Source organism: Carboxydothermus pertinax (assembly GCF_001950255.1).
In the GTDB taxonomy this organism is placed as follows: Bacteria; Bacillota; Z-2901; order Carboxydothermales; family Carboxydothermaceae; genus Carboxydothermus; species Carboxydothermus pertinax.
Window position 1 is genome coordinate 26,089 of sequence record NZ_BDJK01000041.1, and the last position, 14,426, is coordinate 40,514.

Here is a 14,426-nt window from a genome sequence, read left to right on the forward strand (position 1 = left end):
GGAGTTGAGAACATGCATAAAAAACTAACCGCTTTACTTTTAACCTTGGCTTTACTGATAGGTATCGTTACGGTGGCTTATGCCGCAACTTTGCCCGATTACAAAGCGTACGGACTTTATGTTAACGGCCGCACCTACTACACCATTGATTACAAAACGTTGAAAACCAAACCAAGCCAGTTGAATTTGACGGTAACGGTCAAAGTAAGCCGCAGTCCTTATGCCAAAACCTATGAGAATGTGCCGGTAGTAATTCAGCTTAAAAACAGCAAGGGACAGGTATTGCAAGCATGGGTAGGCAATGTAGCCACCAAATCAGTCAACTATCGCCAGGTAACTTTACCCCTTAAACTGGAAAACGGAACCTATTACGTAGTAACTTATGTTAACCAGAAAGTAACCAATGGTTTAACTGCCGACCAGCTTAAAACCCTGAACAGCATGAGGTTTTTGCCGGAGCGTTACAGCAAGAATAATTACAGGTACGTGAAGGTAATAGTAAAGAACGTACCGATTCCTCCAGACAACACGAAAAAAGTAGGCTTACCGCCGGTAACGGGAATGCCAAAAGTTGATGTGAAGTCGCGGCAGGATTTGATTAATACAGCGTGGGAGTTTTATAAGACTTATATAAAGCCTGGGCCAGATTTACCCTGGTATGTAGAAGCAAATAATAACTACCAAGAGTATTTTGTAAAAAAAGGCAATGTTCCTGTTCCCGACTATTATCTAAATAATGGAATTTTCTATCTTTTCAAAGCCAACTACACCATGAACGGCAGACCGTTAACCGACGAAGAAGCCAAATTAGCCACCGCGTACGCCGCCAACGCCGTGCACTACGATTTCTACATGTACAACCTTGACCTTTTAGCCCATGATAAGGACCACATGTTTGACGTGTTCGGTGTTACTGCTTGTGAAGATTACTATGTTAATAGATGGAACACGAATATTTTAAGCTTAGAGCAAATTAATAACAAAATTAAAACTATAGCCAATTCAAAGGCAAGTCTTGTACCGTATCCCTATGCTGCCAGCAGCGAACCGGAAACCAAAGCCGAAAGCATTTACAAGGAAGTCTGGCTGGGAACTCCCGTTGTAAGAAGTTTCTGGTATTACCCTTACGAGCTGGAACTGCGGCAAAAACAGATTAGATTGGGCGATGATACCACATTAGATTACGAATACATCACCGATTATGAGCTAACTCCCGGCAAGGATCAGGTTAAATCGATCACCGTCAAAGGTTTTCTGAAACCCCACAAGGTAAAAATCGTGTTTGACCAGCCGGTAAACGTGATTTTGGACCTGACCGACTACATGGCGGAGAAGACCTGGCAGGAACTGCAAACCAAACCCAAGAGCGACGTGCTGGTCTATAAAGGCACCGTTTATCCCTGGGAAGAATTCGGCAATCAGGACCCGGAGGTGCTGGTAAAAGTCCTGGAGACCCTGAAAAATAATAAAGTACCGGTTTTCGTTAACTACTTTACTGCAAATACCAATGACCTATCCAGCAACCCCCACTTTGATCTGAAGCTGGCCGAATATGACAAAGACCACCTAACCAGTATAAACGGACGTCTTTTCACTGCCTATGATCCGGTAAGAAATAATACGGCTTTAAGCTGGACTTTGAATAATAATGATGCCATCTACAAAGATTTGCAGCGAATGGCAAATGCCGTGACCATCAAAGTGGGCTTCAACATGACCGCCGACGGCAATTACGACACCACCTTCAAAACCCTGCACGAAACTTCTGATTTGACCGGTTTTCCAGAATATCTGCTGCAGCCAAGATACGGAGTAAACTATCAGCAGCTGGTTAACAGCACCCATGTGATTTTCAAAGGTCGCGGCGGATATGCTGTGCCGTGGTACATGGAAATATCTTATTACTGGCCTTACTAAAAAGCAGGCGGGAAATCCCGCCTGCTTTCATTATGCAGTAAAGAAAGGAAGGTGAAAAGTTTGCGAAAAATAGGGGCAATCATCCTTTTTCTTTTTCTTTGCGCGAGACGAAAAATGGTAGCTAAGGGGAGATAACAACATGATTTCTGCTTTTATAGAAAATTTTATCAGGATGTTTAATTGGGGTATTATCACTAAAATGTATGGCAATTCTCATAGTTCCATTATTGGTTTTTTGTCAAGTGAATGGATTAGAAAGTCCCCGGAGCATTCTGTGTTGGATGGAGCCCCCTCTCCCTTAGTCGGCAAGGGAAGAAAAGGGCAAAAAAATACAGATATTCTATTATGTAAAGGTGACAAACCTTTTATAGTAGTTGAGGTTGAAACATTAGTAACTAAATATTTGGAAAAAATAGATTCAATTGCAGCCTACCTGGAAAATACAAAAGATTATAATGGGATTAGTTTTGGTCTGATAGTTATGCTCAATTATACAAATGGCGCAGACAAATATAAACATAATTGGCAAAAAGCAAAAGAGTACGCCATGGATAAAAATATCCCCATTGCCTTTGTTTCCATTGAAAAAAGGAAAGCAGAGTTAGGAAATACTGTTTTAGACCAATTAAAGCGTAGGAATGAGTATTACCCATGGGAAACCAGCAGCATTGATTATTGGATTTGGGGAAGTGATCGAAAGGTAGTTTCAGGAATTTTGTGGACAAGCAAGCGTTAATTTGAGTTAAATTTGCCGAGATGTTTTTACTGAACCAAAAGCAGTTTTAATGATTTTAGTAAAAACTGGCCGCAAAATTAAGGGATAGAAATCGCCCCGGCGGCAAAGCTGGGTTTTTTTGTGTGACTGTGGCAAAGCAAAAGGTACATATTGTAAAAAATTAACATTAGCTATATATATAGTGTTACACCGACCAGGGATATATACGGATGATGAGGAAATCAAGACGATCTTATCGTTGATTTAAAACTTGTGTTTGCGTATTAAGTGGATGGCCCCAACGTTAAAGTTCCGGTTGACCTTTTAATTTATAGTAATGAGGAATTTTTAAAGCGTTCGCAACTTAAATCAACCTTAGAGTATAAAATTGCCCGGGAAGGTATTTGCGATTGGCAAAGATTAAAAAATGAGATTAAAACGGAGGCTGTTGGCAAAAGGTTAACAGCCTTTAATTTTTTGCCTTTTGATGAGTTAAAAAGTATTAATTATTGATTAGATATCCTCAGCAGGTTAAAAGGAAAAGTAGTTTTGTCTGTACAATAACGGCAGATGAGGTTATTATAGAAATATAGATTGAGAGGACAAGTATATAAAGGCCAACCCCAATGGCGTAATTTTTACGGTATGGCTGATCGGGATAGAGGGGGATGAAATAATATGTACAAGGAAAAGTATATTGAAGCGATGAAGAACTATTTTGGGGATGATACAAGGCGGATCAACCACGCCCTAAAAGTACTTAATTATGCGGAAAGAATAATGGAAGGGGAAAAAATCGAAGGGGATTTAAAGAAAATCATTACTATAACTGCTATTCTTCACGATATAGGTATCATTGTTGCGGAACAAAAATATAATTCTTCTGCCGGGAAATACCAGGAAATAGAAGGGCCGCCTATTGCCAGAGAAATAATGGCTAAATATAACGAAGACAAAAGCATTATTGAAAGGGTTTGCTATATCATAGGTGGACATCATACCGCAGAAAAAAATGATGGACTGGATTTTCAGGTTATCTGGGAAGCGGACCTTCTGGTAAACATCGAGGAAGAGGGTTTGGATAAAAATAAAGAAAATGTAAAAAAGATAATCGAAAAAAATTTTAAGACTACCACCGGCAGGAACATTGCCATTAAAACGTATCTTTAACCAAATCCCCGGCTACAAAGGCTGGGGTTTTTTTGTGCGGTAGAAAATATTTCCCGGGTGGCAGGAAGAAGCCAAAAATTGTCGAAATCTTTTTAAGAAAGATTACTAAAAAACCAATTGGGTGAAAATATGGAAAAGGAAATTCTTTACCAGTTAGCCATACCGGTTTTTTCGAAGATTTTGCAGGACGAAAGATTTAAAGAAGAGGTATTAAGCAGCTTTCAACAAAAGTTGCTTCTTTTAACCCAGAAATATGCGGTAAATTTTGACGATGCCCTGCAAGATTTACAGATCTTTTTTGCTGGAATTAGGCAGCAAAAAAGCCTTAAAGTTCTGCAGGAAATCATCCGTAACCATTTTCAAAAAAAGGCCAATGTTTTTTTATTTTTATTGGAACTGGATCTTTTTTCCGAAACCTTGATTGAACTAATTTTCACATATTATTCCCGGGAAGAAGACAAAAAACTATTGCCGGCGGTATTTTACTTAAAAAGACTGGTGGAAGAATTAATCTTTGAACCGGCAGAAAAGGAGCCCAAAGAAATCATTACGGCGGATTTATTAACCTTTTCCCAAAAGGAAATTGAATTTTCCCTGAGGGAAATTTACCACTGGCTGCAGCCAAGATTTGTGGCTTTAGTAGCACCAGATAGCCTTGGAGTTTTTAAGGTGGTAGCGGGGGTGGGCGAGAAAATCGAAGAGTTTAAAAAGATCTCCTTACGAAAAGCTCCTTATTCTTTTGCCGGGCGACTACCCATCCCTACCTGCTACCGGGAAGAGAGGGTGCGCATTTTACCCTGCAAGGACCCCAATATTTTAGGACCCTTTGTGGAAATCTGGGATAGGTGCGGGATTGAAAGTGCGGTGCTGTATCCAGTGCTGTTTACCAGTTATAAAATAGGGGTGCTGGTTATTACCTTTTCCACCCCCTTAAAGTTTCCGGAAGATTTAGTTTACCGGACAGCCAGGTTTGCCGAAAATTTAGCCAGGAAAGTGATAGCCCTGTATAAAAAGAATCAGGAAACGGAATTTTACTGCTTGCTGAAAAGTGCGCAGGAAAAGTCGCTTAAAGTGGTGGTTAGTTTATTGGAGAAAAAAGACCCTTACACCGCTTATCATTCCCAGCTGGTTACTCGGTATGCGGTTTACCTGGGAGAAAAACTGGGGATAGATCGGGAGGGGATTGATTATTTACGATCCGGGGGAATATTTCACGATGTAGGTAAAGTTGGGATTCGCGATATGATTTTATTAAAACCCGGAAGTTTAACCGGGGAAGAATGGCTGGTGATGCGCTTGCACCCGGAGTACGGGTACCAGATAGTGAAAGAGATGGATGTGGCGATGGAGGTGCGGGAAATTGTCCGTTACCACCATGAGCGCTACGATGGCAAAGGATATCCTCATGGCTTAAAAGGAGAGGAGATACCTTTTTTAGCCAGGATCTGTTCGGTGGCGGATAGCCTGGAGGCAATTACGTCCGACCGGATTTACCGGAAAGGGCGGGATTTTGCCTTTGCTTTAGAAGAAATAAGGAGAAATAGTAAGACTCAGTTTGATCCGGAAGTAGCAGCGGTTTTAAAAAGTGGAGTAGAAAAAGAGCTTGCCGAAATTAAAGAACAAACTTTAAAAGAAATTGGTGCCACTTAAGAATTTAGTGATTTTGCCTTCAATGGTAGTGATTTTATTTTTCATTTCGTTCATGTCCTTGCGCAATTCGTTAACATTGCAGTTCTTCAACAGCGTCATAAGCATTAAATTATGGCCTTTGCTAAATAGAATGGGTACAAAGCCTTATTTGCGTTTTTAGTTTTTTAATAAAAGCGAAAAATTTTAAAAGTATTGCAGGAAAAGTTTAATTTTTGTCGAAAAATTTTAAATAGAAAAGTGTTTTTTTTTCAATTTATTTTGTGAAAATATTCCTTTATTTTACCAATTTAATAGAATATTTTATGACTTAAAGGAGGCATAAAAATTGACAGGGATTACAAACATTCGTGATATCTACCTGTCTTTAAAGATAAAATATTTCATCGCTTTTGGCAGTATCTTTGCTATCATCTTCGTAGGCATAGCTTTCGGGTATGTGATCTTTTTTGGACTGGTGAACAGTGTTAATCAGCTCACAGGGCACGGTAATATCCAAATTTTGCACGATGCAGCTCAGAAAGCTACCCATAATGTACTGCTTTTAATGGTCGCCATGTTTATCCCGATGCTGGGAGCTTTAATCTTTTTTAGCCGGCAAATTATCAAGGACTTGTTTGAGCCGGTTAAACGGCTAACCAAATACTGTGATGTAATCAGTTCCGGGGATTTAACCGCGGACGCTTTTCAAAGGAAAGCTATGTTTGGCAGGGATGAACTGGATGATTTAGTTAAGGCTTACAACACCATGATTAGCAGAAATAAAAGCATATTAGCGTTAATGCAGCAGGAAACCCAGAAACTTAACAGCAGTATGGAGGGCATACTGGGAGCGGTGGAGCAAATCAACACCGGGGTAATCCGGGAAGCGGAACTGGTTAACAACGTAACCAGTATAGCCGAACAGTTGAAAGAAACCGCCGAGAATCTGGCGATCTTAATCAATCAGGCGGTTAAAGAAACAGGCTATATTCAGGAAAGGTCCGAAGAGGGACGGCAAACCAGTGAGGAAACCGTTAAGAGGATTGAAGAACTCATAGCCAAGGTGAATAAAGCAGCTCAAACCAGTAACGCTTTAATGGAAGTGGCCGAATTCATTACCGAAATTGCCGAGCAAACCAACCTGCTATCGCTAAACGCTGCTATTGAAGCGGCGAGAGCCGGGGAAGCGGGCAAAGGATTTGCGGTGGTAGCCCAGGAAGTAAAAAAGCTGGCCGACAGTACAAGAAATAAAGCAAAAGAAATCCAAGGAGAACTGGTCAACATCCACCGGCAGTTGCAGGAAGTGGAAGCGGATGCCGGCAAAGCTGGCGAAGTGGTAAAACAAACCGCGGAAAACTATCAAGAATTTGCCGAAAAGGCAAGGGAATTAAAGCGTGGAGCGGAAAGAATCAACGAAAGAACCGGGCAAATGCAAAATATGGCTGCTCATTTAGCGAAAACAGCGGTGGAAACGTCTTCATTCGTTGAGGAAACCACCGCTATGGTGGAAGAAGTAGGAGCGAATATAACCGAGTTGGGCAGGGTAGTAGAGGAACTAAATCAGGAAGTAGGGAAATATAAGATATAGAATGTGAGGAAAATCTTTTGAAAATAGTTCTTATTGGCTGGAAGAGATAAAAAAGTGTCGAAATAACATTTAAACGACGGTTTAGGTGAAAATCATGGTAAAGGAAATTCTTTATCAACTGGCGGTACCGGTTTTTTCTGAGCTTTTAAAGGATGAAAATTTTGAAAAACAGGTGTTGCTGCGCTTTGAACAAAAACTTAATACTGTCTGGGAATTTTCTCTTAATTTAGAGGAAACTTTAAAAAAATTAGTTATTTTTTTAAAAGGCATTAAAGAGCAAAATAATCTTAAAGCTTTACAGGAGATTATTAGTATACATATCCAGAGGAATGCGAATATATTTATATTTTTAAACGAACTGGACCTTTTTTCTGAAGCCATAATTGAATTTGTTTTTTCTAATTATTCCCGGGAAAAAGTAAATAAAATTTTGCCAGCGGTTTTTTATTTAAAACGGTTGATTGAGGAGTTAATTTATGAACCGGTAGAGAAGGAACCCAGAGAAATTATCAATGCCGAATTGTTAACCAATTCCCGGGAGGTAATTCAGGAAAGCCTAAAAGAAATTTACCGCTGGCTTGAGCCGCAGTTTGTAGCTTTAGTAGTACCCAATAGCCTGGGAGTTTTTAAAGTAATTGCTGGCGTTGGGGAAAAAATTGAAGAGTTTGCCCGTCTGTCGCTGCGCAAAACCCCCTATTCTTTTGCTGGAAGATTACCTATCCCCACCTGTTACCGGGAAGAGAAGATAAGAATCTTGCCCTTTAAAGATCCAGGCATCCTGGGGCCGTTTGTGGAGATCTGGAACAAATGCGGTATAGAGAGTGCGGTTTTGTATCCGGTGATATTTAGTAGTTATAAAATAGGGGTTTTGGTGATAACTTTTCCGACTTCCTTAAAATTTCCCGAAGATTTTTATTACCGTGCAGCTAAATTTGCGGAAAATTTAGCGAAAAAAATTATCGCGGCGTATAAAAAAAATAAGGAAACGGAATTTTACTGTTTGCTAAAAAGTGTGCAGGAAAAGTCCCATGAGCGCTACGATGGCAAAGGATATCCTCATGGCTTAAAAGGAGAGGAGATACCTTTTTTAGCCAGGATCTGTTCGGTGGCGGATAGCCTGGAGGCAATTACGTCCGACCGGATTTACCGGAAAGGGCGGGATTTTTCCTTTGCTTTAGAAGAAATAAGGAGAAATAGTAAGACCCAGTTTGACCCGGAAGTAGTTGCGGTTTTAAAAAGTGGAGTAGAAAAAGAGCTTGCCGAAATTAAAGAACAAACTTTAAAAGAAATTGGTGCAATTTAAAAAGCGAGCTCTGGTATATTTTACTTTTCCCTAGCAAAAAGCTGTTCTGGAAAATTTAAATTGGTACGAAAGAATAAAACGGCAGCGGGTTTTACAAAAACGCCTCTTTAAGACCAGAGGCGTTAAGTTCGTACGTCTTTAGCCAAGACGATATTGACCGATAAGACTGCGATTCCTTTATTTGTACCATCCAAAATACTTATTTTCACTTACAAAAGTTCAAATATTAAAGCAGGAAATTAAAAAAATTTGTCGAAATATTTCATCTATAACTTAGTTAGTTAAATTAATTAAGTAAGGGGTAGTACTTTGTATCGGAATATCAAAGGCAACAGTAAAATGATAAAAAAACTGAATACTACCCGGGTGTTCTGGGCTATTTATCGGGCCGGGGAGATTTCCCGGGTAGAGCTGGCCGAAGTTACTGGCCTTACCAAGCCAACAATATCTTTTGTGGTGGAAAGGCTCTTAAATCACGGATTAATTATCCAGACCGGTTATGGCCAGTCAACTGGTGGCCGGAAGCCAGAAAAACTCAGGATAAACCCCGCCGGAGCTTATTTCATTGGAGTAAAAATTGGCAATAAGGGAATTACCGGGATAGTTACCAACCTTCTTGGTGAGATTATCCAGGAAGAAAGAATATTCTGGGAGGGGGAAACCCGGGAAACAGCTTTAAAAAAGATAGAAAAAGTAATAGAAAAACTCTTGAAAAAGGTTCCTAAACCTACCGGAATTGGCTTTGCGTTACCGGGACAGGTTGATTATGAAAAAGGAGTAGCCTTATCGGCCCACAATTTGCCTTTCTGGCGGGAAGTTCCTTTGAAAGAGGTAATTACAGCAAGATTTGGGTTGCCGGTAATAATTGAACATGATGCCCGGGCCATGGCGATTGCCGAGAAGTGGTTTGGGGAAGGACAGGATTTAAGCAATTTCCTTTATATTAAAATCGGCCAGGGCATTGGAGCTGGCATAATGTTAATGGGCAAACCCTATAAAGGGTTTAAAGGGCGTGCGGGAGAGATAGGCCACATGAAGGTAACGGATGACAGAAGCGTGGTCTGTACCTGTGGTCAGACAGGCTGTCTGGAAGCAACAGTCGCAGGAAAAGCTCTACCGCGCTTAGTGGATTTGTTTGACTCTGCTCTGCCCAAAGACTTTAATGTATTGCTTTTAAAGGCTACCAATGGTGAGGAAAAGTGCGTAAGCTTTTTTAAATGGTGGGGCGAGTTATTGGGGCGGGGTATTGCCAATCTGGTCAATATTTTTAATCCGGAGAAGATTTTTTTAGGAGGGGAGGTGACCAGGGCCTGGGAATTCTTAGAGGAAGGGTTTTGGCAGGGACTCAAGGGAAATAGCCTTATTGCTTTACAGGAAGGCCTCGAAATTAAATTAAGTAAAATTCACGAAAAAGCTGAAGCTTTGGGGGCATGTGCGGCTTTTTTGGAAGAAATGCAGGATTTTCAAAAATTTTCCTTACTGAAAGGAGAGGAAAACGATGAGAAGGAAGCTTAAAGTATTAAGTTTGTTAGTGATTGGGATTTTATTTTTAACTCTGGGTCTTAGCGGCTGTGGCAAAAAAGAAGCAGGGCCGGTGACCTTAAATGCCCTTTATATGAAGCAAGCTGGTTATAGTGAAGATGATATCCGGCAGATGACTGAAGCTTTTATGAAGGAAAATCCTAATATTAAAGTAAATTTAACCTTTGTGCCGTATGAAGCACTGCACGATAAAATTGTTACCAGTGCGGCAGCTGGCACCGGTGGTTTTGATGTGGCTTTAGTAGACTGTATCTGGACACCGGAACTGGCCCAGGCCGGATTTATTAAGGATATTACCGGGAAAATTGATCAGAATTTATTAAATGATATTTTCCCCGGCGTTTTAAGTGCGGTAGAGTATAACGGAAAACTTTACGGGATGCCCTGGTTAAACGACACCAAGTATCTTTTCTACAATAAAGAGATTTTAGAAAAGGCCGGGATTAAAAACCCACCGGCTACGTGGGATGAACTTCTGGCCGATGCCAGGATTATTAAAAATAAAGGACTGGTAAAATACCCCATTATCTGGAGCTGGGCGCAGGCAGAAGCTGTGGTTTGTGATTATACTACCCTGGTTGGTGCCTTTGGCGGAGAGATTATCGATAAAAATGGTAATCCGGTATTGAATCAGGGTGCTGGTTTAGAGGCTTTAAAATTCATGAAAAAGTCTTTAGATGAAGGGCTTTCTAATCCTGCTTCCAGAGAATCTTTAGAAGAAGATGTCCGCCGGATATTCTCCCAGGGTGAAGCGGCTTTTGCTATTAACTGGACTTACATGTATAATTTAGCCAATGACCCCAAGGAATCCAAAGTGGCCGGTAAAGTGGAAATAGCTTTAATGCCCGGATCGGACAAAGCAAAAAGTGCTTCCGTAAATGGTGGTATGGGTTTGGCGATTCTGAAAAATACCAAGCATGAGGAAGAAGCTTTAAAATATTTACTTTTTATGGCCAATAAAGATAATCAGAAGAAATATGCTAAATTAGCTTTACCTATTTATAAGTCCCTTTATAACGATCCTGAAGTAAAGAAGGGGCAGGAAAAATTGGTGGAAATAGCTCAGGAACAGTACCAGTATATTGTAAACCGGCCTCAGGTTTCCTGGTATCCAGAGCTTTCGCAAGCTTTACAGGTTGAAATTCAAAACGCTCTTTTAGGGAAAAAGACTCCGGAACAGGCTTTAAATGATGTTGCGGCCAAGGTAAAGCAATTAAAGAAATAGCGGGGGAAAGAGATGAGTTATTTTAGCCGGACGGAGAAAAAATTACAGGTGTTTTTGCTTATTCCTGTGGTGGTGGTGGTTCTGGGGGTAGTAATCTACCCCCTCCTTTATACTTTATGGCTGAGTTTTAACAACGTCGATTTAACCCATCCTCTGGAAAATGGTTTTGTAGGGGTAAAAAATTACTTCTACCTTTTAAAACAGGATTATTTCTGGGGTGCCCTGGGCCGAACATTTTATTTTACAGTGGTTTCGCTGTTAATTGAAATTACTGCCGGAATTCTTCTGGCGCTTCTTTTAAATGCTGATTTTGCTGGAAGAAATATTTTGCGAGTGCTGATAATTCTGCCCTGGGCGTTACCGACAATAGTTAACGGGGCACTCTGGCGCTGGATATTTAATCCCGAATACGGAGCTTTAAATGCTCTTCTGGTAAAGTTAGGTATTATTAATACCTACCAGTCGTGGCTGGGTAAGCCTTTTTTAGCCTTAAATATGGTTATTATAGCCGATGCTTGGAAAATGACGCCGCTGGTAGCGATTTTGCTTCTGGCAGCGTTACAGGCTATCCCCCGGGATTTGTACGAAGCCTGTGAGGTGGATGGAGCAAACAAATGGACGATTTTTCGGGAAGTAATTCTTCCTTACTTGAAACCAACCCTGCTGGTAGTAATTGTTTTACGAACTATGGAAGCGTTTAAGGTTTTTGATATTATCTACATCATGACCCGGGGAGGTCCTGCTAACGGCACGCAGGTAATTACCTATTACGCTTACCAGGAAGCATTTAGCTTTTTACACTTAAGTAAAGGGGCAGCTTTAAGTTACCTTATTTCACTGATTATTTTAGCTCTGGCCATTATCTACAGCCGGCTAATTAAAAATGAGCTTTAACGGAGGAAGCTTATGGTGGTACGGAAAAAATCAGAGAAGATTGCTGCGGCATTAGTGCAGTGGGGCGGATTTTTGCTGGTGACAATGATTATTTTAGCACCTTTTGCCTGGCTATTTATTTCCAGTGTAGCCAGCCAGGCCGACTTGCTTTCTAAACCTTTGAAGTTCTGGCCGGAACATATCGACTTTTCCCGCTATGTCCGGGTGTTTTCGGGAAATACTGCCGATGAAACTGCTTATACTTTTTACCGGGCTATGTTTAACTCCTTTAAAGTTGCCCTGGTGGTGACCGTAATTTCTTTAGTTGCCGGGACAATGGCGGCTTATGCTTTTACCCGGATGCAGGGAAAATTTAAAGATAAACTTTTATATTTATTTATTTATACCTATATGCTGCCGCCAATAGCGATTATCATCCCGATGTTTTTAATTATGAGTAAGCTTGGGCTTTTGGATACAATTTACAGCTTGATAATTGTTTATTCATCTTTTATCACCCCGTTTGTGGTGTGGCTAATGCGGGGATTTCTTGCCACCCTGCCGGTGGAATTAGAAGAAGCGGCAATGGTGGATGGCCTTTCCCGTCTGCAAGCTTTTATTAAAGTAATCTTGCCTTTAGCAGTACCAGGGCTTGTGGCTACAGGTATTTTTGCTTTTTTAATGGCCTGGGATGAGTTTATGTATGCTCTTATTTTTACCTCTTCGCTGGACGCCAAAACAATTTCCGTGGCGATTGCGGAATTTAGCGGTAAAAATGCTGTGGATTATGGCATGATTGCCACGGGTGGGGTACTGGCAGCATTGCCGCCGGTGCTTTTAGCGCTAATTTTTCAGAAATATATTATCAGTGGACTTACAAGTGGTAGTGTGAAAGGTTAGGTGGAAAAGATGTATTTGTGCCTGGAAAATGTGAAAAAAAGCTTTAAAAATAAAGAAGTAGTAAAAAATTTAAATTTAGAAGTGGCAAAAGGAGAGTTTTTGGTACTGGTTGGGCCTTCCGGCTGCGGCAAAACTACCACTTTGCGGATGATTGCTGGCTTAGAAGAAGTATCTTCCGGGAAAATTTATTTGGATGGGCGAGAAATTACCGACCTTCCACCCCAAGACCGGGATGTAGCGATGGTTTTTCAGAGCTACGCTTTATATCCCCATAAAAATGTTTTTGAAAATATTGCTTTTGGGCTTAGAATCAGAAAGCTTCCAGAAAGAGAAATCCGTGCTAAGGTAGAAAAAACAGCGGCAATGCTGGGGTTAAGTGATTTGCTGGACCGCAAACCCAGAGAATTGTCCGGAGGGCAGCGGCAAAGGGTTGCTTTAGGGCGAGCTATTGTCCGGGAACCCAAGCTATTTTTAATGGACGAACCGCTGTCCAATCTTGATGCCAAACTACGGGTCCAGATGCGGGCGGAGATTAAGAAGCTTCAGCAGGATTTAGGGATTACCGTTATTTATGTTACCCATGACCAGGTTGAAGCTATGACCATGGGGGATAGAATCGCGGTTTTCTATGAAGGAGAATTAAGGCAGGTTGACCGATCGGAAGAAATTTACCAGAAACCGGTAGATACGTTTGTGGCAACTTTTATTGGCTCGCCTTCAATGAATCTTTTGCCGGGAGTCTGGGATAATGAACGCAAAATATTTAGAGGAGAAGGCTTTGAAGTACAGTTAAATTTAAATCTTTTATCAGGAGAGTATATTCTGGGAATACGGCCGAACCAGATAAAGCTTGGACCAGATTTGCCACTTAAGGCTTTTGTTGCTTTTAGCGAATACCTGGGCTCAGAGCACTACCACCATGTGTTGCTTGGGCAACAGCGGCTTACGGTGGTAACAACGGAGTCGGGATATACCGGACAGGAAATTAAATTAGCTTTTCCGGAAAAGGCAGTGCATTTTTTTGCTAGGGATACTGGTAGAAGGGTTGAGGTGTCCTATGGAAGTTAAAGTGTTTGCCGACAGGGAAGAACTTTTTAATAAATTGAGCCGGGAGTTTGTTTCCTATTTAAGGGAAAATAAGGACAAACTTATAGTGCTTCCTACCGGTCGTACCCCTTTACCTCTCTATGAAAAGTTATGCCTTTTGCTTGCGGATAGAGAATACCGGAATCAGAATTATTACATTAATCTTGATGAATTTGGTGGTATTAAGCCGGATGATGAGGCAAGCTGCCAGTATTATTTAAGAAAAAACTTTTATGAACCACTGGCAATTTCGGATGAGAGAATTCTTGTTTTAACCGGCTTTGTCGAAGATATTCCAGCGGTGGAAAAGAAAATTAGGAATATTCCGCGAGGGTTTTGCCTTCTGGGTCTGGGGGTTAATGGCCATGTAGGCATGAATGAACCAGGGACGGTGCGAGAGGACTGAAAAAGTAACATTTTTTAGGCGCAAATTGGCTTTTTATAGCTGTAAAATCTTCCTTTAAACAAATATTTATGT

The 14,426-nt window shown here is 40.9% G+C and carries 13 protein-coding genes; all 13 read left to right on the plus strand.

From position 1 onward, the window contains the following. Positions 1 to 12: 12 nt before the first annotated feature. The 13 genes from cpu_RS09350 to cpu_RS09410 all read left to right on the plus strand — a co-directional run bounded on the left by cpu_RS09350 (position 13) and on the right by cpu_RS09410 (position 14,354). Positions 13 to 1,917, plus strand: a complete 1,905-nt coding sequence (locus tag cpu_RS09350) for a hypothetical protein (RefSeq protein ID WP_075859745.1) — start codon at positions 13 to 15, stop codon at positions 1,915 to 1,917. Between the two features lie 139 nt (positions 1,918 to 2,056). After that, complete coding sequence (locus tag cpu_RS09355) at positions 2,057 to 2,653, plus strand: hypothetical protein (RefSeq protein ID WP_075859746.1); 597 nt, start codon at positions 2,057 to 2,059, stop codon at positions 2,651 to 2,653. A gap of 267 nt (positions 2,654 to 2,920) precedes the next feature. After that, on the plus strand, positions 2,921 to 3,145 hold the full coding sequence (locus tag cpu_RS09360) for a hypothetical protein (protein WP_075859747.1): 225 nt from the start codon (positions 2,921 to 2,923) through the stop codon (positions 3,143 to 3,145). 165 nt (positions 3,146 to 3,310) lie between these two features. Then, on the plus strand, positions 3,311 to 3,802 hold the full coding sequence (locus cpu_RS09365) for an HD domain-containing protein (RefSeq protein ID WP_075859748.1): 492 nt from the start codon (positions 3,311 to 3,313) through the stop codon (positions 3,800 to 3,802). Between the two features lie 129 nt (positions 3,803 to 3,931). Beyond that, a complete protein-coding gene (locus cpu_RS09370; RefSeq protein WP_075859749.1) occupies positions 3,932 to 5,452 on the plus strand; it encodes an HD-GYP domain-containing protein in 1,521 nt (506 codons plus the stop codon). Positions 5,453 to 5,777: 325 nt separating this feature from the next. Further along, entirely contained in the window at positions 5,778 to 7,019 is a 1,242-nt protein-coding gene (locus cpu_RS09375) for a methyl-accepting chemotaxis protein (RefSeq protein ID WP_075859750.1), read from the plus strand. A gap of 94 nt (positions 7,020 to 7,113) precedes the next feature. Beyond that, the gene (locus tag cpu_RS09380; protein WP_075859751.1) at positions 7,114 to 8,322 is read left to right on the plus strand and encodes an HD-GYP domain-containing protein; all 1,209 of its coding nucleotides are present in this window, start codon (positions 7,114 to 7,116) and stop codon (positions 8,320 to 8,322) included. 309 nt (positions 8,323 to 8,631) lie between these two features. After that, entirely contained in the window at positions 8,632 to 9,837 is a 1,206-nt protein-coding gene (locus tag cpu_RS09385) for an ROK family transcriptional regulator (RefSeq protein ID WP_075859752.1), read from the plus strand. Continuing rightward, positions 9,821 to 11,089 (plus strand): ABC transporter substrate-binding protein, encoded by a 1,269-nt coding sequence (locus tag cpu_RS09390; protein ID WP_075859753.1) that lies wholly within the window; start codon positions 9,821 to 9,823, stop codon positions 11,087 to 11,089. The genes cpu_RS09385 and cpu_RS09390 overlap by 17 nt, the downstream gene beginning before the upstream one ends. Positions 11,090 to 11,101: 12 nt before the next feature. Beyond that, complete coding sequence (locus tag cpu_RS09395; RefSeq protein WP_075859754.1) at positions 11,102 to 11,983, plus strand: carbohydrate ABC transporter permease; 882 nt, start codon at positions 11,102 to 11,104, stop codon at positions 11,981 to 11,983. Positions 11,984 to 11,995: 12 nt separating this feature from the next. After that, positions 11,996 to 12,862 carry a carbohydrate ABC transporter permease gene (locus cpu_RS09400; RefSeq protein WP_051250112.1) on the plus strand — a complete coding sequence of 289 codons (867 nt, stop codon included), beginning with the start codon at positions 11,996 to 11,998 and terminating at the stop codon, positions 12,860 to 12,862. A 9-nt stretch (positions 12,863 to 12,871) separates the two neighbouring features. Next, on the plus strand, positions 12,872 to 13,930 hold the full coding sequence (locus tag cpu_RS09405) for an ABC transporter ATP-binding protein (protein ID WP_075859755.1): 1,059 nt from the start codon (positions 12,872 to 12,874) through the stop codon (positions 13,928 to 13,930). Continuing rightward, positions 13,920 to 14,354 carry a 6-phosphogluconolactonase gene (locus cpu_RS09410; protein WP_075859756.1) on the plus strand — a complete coding sequence of 145 codons (435 nt, stop codon included), beginning with the start codon at positions 13,920 to 13,922 and terminating at the stop codon, positions 14,352 to 14,354. Before cpu_RS09405 ends, cpu_RS09410 begins: the two co-directional genes overlap by 11 nt. Positions 14,355 to 14,426: the final 72 nt, after the last annotated feature.

Bases quoted from the DNA above. Each gene is read 5' to 3' on its own strand.
- cpu_RS09350 (WP_075859745.1), top strand. From the start codon at position 13: ATGCATAAAAAACTAACCGCTTTACTTTTAACCTTGGCTTTACTGATA.
- cpu_RS09355 (WP_075859746.1), top strand. From the start codon at position 2,057: ATGATTTCTGCTTTTATAGAAAATTTTATCAGGATGTTTAATTGGGGT.
- cpu_RS09365 (WP_075859748.1), top strand. From the start codon at position 3,311: ATGTACAAGGAAAAGTATATTGAAGCGATGAAGAACTATTTTGGGGAT.
- cpu_RS09370 (WP_075859749.1), top strand. From the start codon at position 3,932: ATGGAAAAGGAAATTCTTTACCAGTTAGCCATACCGGTTTTTTCGAAG.
- cpu_RS09380 (WP_075859751.1), top strand. From the start codon at position 7,114: ATGGTAAAGGAAATTCTTTATCAACTGGCGGTACCGGTTTTTTCTGAG.
- cpu_RS09390 (WP_075859753.1), top strand. From the start codon at position 9,821: ATGAGAAGGAAGCTTAAAGTATTAAGTTTGTTAGTGATTGGGATTTTA.
- cpu_RS09395 (WP_075859754.1), top strand. From the start codon at position 11,102: ATGAGTTATTTTAGCCGGACGGAGAAAAAATTACAGGTGTTTTTGCTT.
- cpu_RS09400 (WP_051250112.1), top strand. From the start codon at position 11,996: ATGGTGGTACGGAAAAAATCAGAGAAGATTGCTGCGGCATTAGTGCAG.
- cpu_RS09405 (WP_075859755.1), top strand. From the start codon at position 12,872: ATGTATTTGTGCCTGGAAAATGTGAAAAAAAGCTTTAAAAATAAAGAA.
- cpu_RS09410 (WP_075859756.1), top strand. From the start codon at position 13,920: ATGGAAGTTAAAGTGTTTGCCGACAGGGAAGAACTTTTTAATAAATTG.